The sequence below is a fragment of the Limnospira sp. PMC 289.06 genome (assembly GCF_032350395.1).
GTDB lineage: Bacteria > Cyanobacteriota > Cyanobacteriia > Cyanobacteriales > Microcoleaceae > Limnospira > Limnospira platensis.
Genome location: NZ_JARPLC010000143.1, coordinates 6,466 through 10,687 on the forward strand (window position 1 = coordinate 6,466; position 4,222 = coordinate 10,687).

4 protein-coding genes are annotated in these 4,222 nt (G+C 38.7%); all 4 read left to right on the forward strand.

Annotated features, from left to right (window positions below; genetic code table 11):
- Nucleotides 1-207 precede the first annotated feature (207 nt).
- From P5674_RS20655 to P5674_RS20670, 4 genes are read left to right on the forward strand one after another with little or no spacing between them, the layout of a single operon-like run.
- The gene (locus tag P5674_RS20655; protein ID WP_014277318.1) at nt 208-1,083 is read left to right on the forward strand and encodes a ParB/RepB/Spo0J family partition protein; all 876 of its coding nucleotides are present in this window, start codon (nt 208-210) and stop codon (nt 1,081-1,083) included.
- A 57-nt stretch (nt 1,084-1,140) separates the two neighbouring features.
- Nucleotides 1,141-1,848 carry a vWA domain-containing protein gene (locus P5674_RS20660; protein ID WP_035735607.1) on the forward strand — a complete coding sequence of 236 codons (708 nt, stop codon included), beginning with the start codon at nt 1,141-1,143 and terminating at the stop codon, nt 1,846-1,848.
- A 12-nt stretch (nt 1,849-1,860) separates the two neighbouring features.
- Nucleotides 1,861-2,787, forward strand: coding sequence for a PP2C family serine/threonine-protein phosphatase (locus tag P5674_RS20665; protein ID WP_006616385.1), 927 nt, complete (start codon nt 1,861-1,863; stop codon nt 2,785-2,787).
- A gap of 4 nt (nt 2,788-2,791) precedes the next feature.
- Nucleotides 2,792-4,138 (forward strand): protein kinase domain-containing protein, encoded by a 1,347-nt coding sequence (locus P5674_RS20670; protein WP_006616386.1) that lies wholly within the window; start codon nt 2,792-2,794, stop codon nt 4,136-4,138.
- Nucleotides 4,139-4,222: the final 84 nt, after the last annotated feature.

The following is a 4,222-nucleotide window of genomic DNA, read 5'->3' on the forward strand; positions in this document are numbered from 1 at the left end:
CTAAGAGATGGTGGCGTTGGGTTTCGTGACCTCCACCCAACCTACTCAAATTGGGAAAAAAGGCGATCGCCTGTCTAGTCATTTTTCCTTGATGGGTGGGAAGGAGAGAATGACTGGAAACTCGGGTGCTAAATTGCATAAATTTATCGATCCGAGCCGATAACTATTTTAGGGAAACCCGAAAACCACTGCACTGCCAAAGGACCGATGAAAACTCTACCAAACTATCAAATCCGAACATTTGGCGATCGTCGTCAAATTCCCATCAAGCAAATCGTGATCTCGAAAGTGCAACCGAGAAAGTATTTTTCTGAGCAAAGCATCAATAAACTGGCTGCCAGTATTAAAAGCAGTGGCATCCTGCAGGATTTGATTGTGCGACCGATTGATAAGGGTAAGTACGAGTTAGTGGCGGGGGAGCGTCGCTATCGAGCGGCTCAAATTGTGGGACTTGAGACGATACCGGCCCAAGTTAAGGAGATGAGCGATGCTGAGGCTTTGCAGTGCGCTTTGACTGAGAATATCCAGCGGGAGGATTTGAACCCGATTGAAGAAACCGAGGCGATTTTGCGGCTGTTGGCTATCAACTTAAATGACTCAGTGGAAAAGGTGCGATCGCTACTGCACCGAATGAAAAACGACGCTAAGAAAAAAGTAACTACCCATAGCGCTATGGGTAAACCAGAAGCCGAAATTGTGAAATCCACATTTGACTCCCTAGGTAGGATGTCCTGGGATTCATTCGTCAGCAATCAATTACCTATGTTGAAACTGCCACCAGAAATCATGAAAGCTCTGGGTGAGGGAGAGATTGATTACACCAAAGCCAAGGAAATAGCCAAGTTAAAGTCCGAGAAGGAACGGTTGGCGCTGCTATCAGAGGCGATCGCTCAAAACTTGACCTTGAGACAGGTGCAAAAATTGGTAAGGGAAAGGAAAGTATCAGAAATGCCAGACCAATTGGAAACTGAGATATCCGACATGACGAAACAATTCCGACGTTCAAAGGCTAGGCTATCTCCTCAACAACGTTCCGAAATTGAAGCCTTACTGAAACAGTTGAAGTTGCTCATGTCGGAGTAAAAAAATATGCTAGGATAAGGCCAAGAGAAAGTGTGAATCGATCAAAAATAAACGAGAATGCCTACAAGACCGGGTGGAGAAATAGCTTCCAGACCTTTGCACTTCATATTTCTGTGTGATTGCTCTGGATCAATGACGGTAGATGGTAAAATCCAATCATTAAATGCTGCTATTCGGGAATCTATTCCCCATATGCAAGCGGCAGCTAGTAGTAACCCAAATGCTCAGGTTTTGGTGCGAGTTATTAATTTTTCTAACGGAGCACAGTGGCATATTGCTAGTCCGACAAAAATTGAAGAGTTTAAATGGAAAGATTTGGAAGCTAATGTGAATGCTCTAACAGATATGGGCAAAGCTTTATCAATGCTATCAGAACAAATGAAAGTTCCTCCTATGGAAGAAAGGGCTTTACCTCCTGTACTGGTATTAATTTCAGATGGTCAGCCTACCGATGATTTCAAGGCCGGATTGAATGATATCATGAAGCAGCCTTGGGGCAAAAAATCTGTGCGTATTGCCATAGCTATTGGCAAAGATGCTGACGAAGAAGTGTTGCAAAAATTTATTGGTCACTCTGAGTTAAGACCACTTAAAGCGAACAATCCAGAAGCTTTAGTTGAAAGAATTAAATGGGTATCAACAGTGGTTTTACAGTCTGCATCTTCACCACCTAGCCAAATTTCAAGCTCATCTCACACACCAGTGACTGTACCAATTCCAAGTGTAGTTCCAGCAAGCACACCTTCAGTAGATGATGTTTGGTAAAAGGAGAAATAAATGTCCAATCATCATAACAAGCAGGAATGGCAAGTTATTGGAAAGACAGTTAGAGGTTCTTCCCATGTAAGAAATAATTTACCTAATCAAGATGCTATGGGGTGGTGGCCAGACTCAAAAAAAGGCCATTCATTAATTTTAGTGGTTGCTGATGGTCATGGGAGTTCTAAAAGTTTTCGTAGTGACCAAGGTTCTAGGTTAGCTGTTAATTCAGCCAAACAAACGTTACAGGATTTCTTAACTGAGATTTCCAAAACTGATTTAGTGCAAAATTTAGCATCCATTAAACAAATAGCTGAACTAGATTTGCCAAAGGAACTAATTAAAAATTGGAAATCAGAAGTTCAGAAAAATTTTTCAGAACATCCTTTTACAGATGAAGAGTGGATAAAATTGAAAAATCAAGAAGGAATTCAACAGCGAGAACAAGTTGAAAAAAATCCATTTATTGCCTATGGAACAACCTTGCTATCTATTGTAGTTACTGATTTTTTTATCTTATATATTCAACTGGGCGACGGTGATATTCTTTGCGTTGATGAACAGGGAAGAACAGAAAGACCTTTACGCTTAGACAAAAGATTTTTAGGAAATCAAACAACTTCTCTTTGTTTACCAGATGCTTGGAAAGAGTTTCAAGTTAGATTAGTTCCTTATCCAGAGAGAATGCCAGAGTTAGTATTGGCTTCAACTGATGGATATTCTAACTCTTTCCGAACAGAGGAAGATTTTATAAAAATTGGAAAAGACTACTGGGAAATGACTTATTCTAATAACCTCATTGAGTTAGAAAATCAATTAGAAAATTTTTTGAAAAGTGCTTCTGAACAAGGAAGTGGCGATGATATTACACTAGGGATTATTAAGCGGCTACATCAAAATAAATCCAATAATTTGTGCCACAATCAAGTAATAAATCAGGAGTAATAAAATGAGTCAACTACTTAAAAATGGGCAAGTTTTTTTTACAGTTCAATCCAATACACAAGGCAAAGTTGAAAAATTTCTTGGAGGAGGAACACAGGGAGAAGTATATCAAGTCAATTTAAAAGATAAAATTTTAGCTTTGAAATGGTATTTCCCAGAATGGATAAATCAAGATGATAAGCAAAAAAGTAGATTAGAAGAAGCTATAAAGTTGGGAATACCGACTGACAGATTTTTGTGGCCATTAGAGATAGTAAACATACCAGATATCCCTGAAACTTATGGTTATATTATGCCACTTCGAGAAAGCCGATTTAAAGGCGTGGTAGATATGATGAAAAGGCAAGTAGAGCCCAGTTTTCATGCACTAGCAACAGCAGGTTTTGAGTTGTCAAATAGTTATTATCAGCTCCACTCAAAAGGATTATGTTACCGGGATATTTCATTTGGAAATGTTTTTTTTGACCCAGATACAGGAGAAGTAAGAATTTGTGATAATGATAATGTAGATATTAATGGCAAGCCCGGTATGATTGGAGGGACTCCTGATTTTATGGCTCCCGAGATTGTAATAGGCAAGTCCCATCCTAGTAGTTTTACCGACCTTTATTCTCTAGCGGTACTTCTGTTTTATTTATTTCATGTTCATCACCCGCTTTGTGGAAAAAAAATGCTCCAAATTAAATGTTGGGATTTAGCAGCGCGGAGAAAAATATTTGGAGAAGAGCCAGTTTTCATTTTTGATACAGATGATACATCTAATGAAGCTCTCTCCAAAGATATTGATGAAACAGGAGAATGTGGAGATAATGCTCTTGCCTTTTGGCAAATTTATCCTAAATTCTTTCGTGACTTATTTACTAAAGCTTTTACTCAAGGTCTTCGAGATCCAGAAAATGGCAGAATAGCAGAAAGTATATGGCGAGGAGAAATGATTAGATTGCGAGATTCTATTTTTTACTGTAGTAACTGTGGATCTGAAAATTTTTACGATTTAGACAAACTCAAATCATCTAGTGGCGATCCAGGAAAATGCTGGTCTTGTGAAAGCCATTTAGCTATCCCACCCAGAATTAGATTTAAGAAGAACATTATTATGCTCAATAACAACACTAAGATTTTCCCGCATCATGTTGATGATCAAAAACGATATGATTTTTCAAATCCGATCGCAGAAGTAATCCAACATCCCACTCAGCCAAATGTTTGGGGATTAAAAAATCTTTCAGATGAAAAGTGGGTAGCTAATGTTAATAATTCAATCAAAGAGGTAGAACCCGGTAGAAGTGTAACTTTAGCTTTAGGAACAAAAGTTAATTTTGGTAAAGATGAAGGAGAAATAAGAGCTTGAAAATAAATTTATGCTATGCTCTATAAATAAGTGCGAGACGTTCAGGCATGAAATAGGGTTGCAATACCCGAAATAACCGCCTGG

Bases quoted from the DNA above. Each gene is read 5' to 3' on its own strand.
- P5674_RS20660 (WP_035735607.1), top strand. From the start codon at position 1,141: ATGCCTACAAGACCGGGTGGAGAAATAGCTTCCAGACCTTTGCACTTC.
- P5674_RS20655 (WP_014277318.1), top strand. From the start codon at position 208: ATGAAAACTCTACCAAACTATCAAATCCGAACATTTGGCGATCGTCGT.
- P5674_RS20670 (WP_006616386.1), top strand. From the start codon at position 2,792: ATGAGTCAACTACTTAAAAATGGGCAAGTTTTTTTTACAGTTCAATCC.
- P5674_RS20665 (WP_006616385.1), top strand. From the start codon at position 1,861: ATGTCCAATCATCATAACAAGCAGGAATGGCAAGTTATTGGAAAGACA.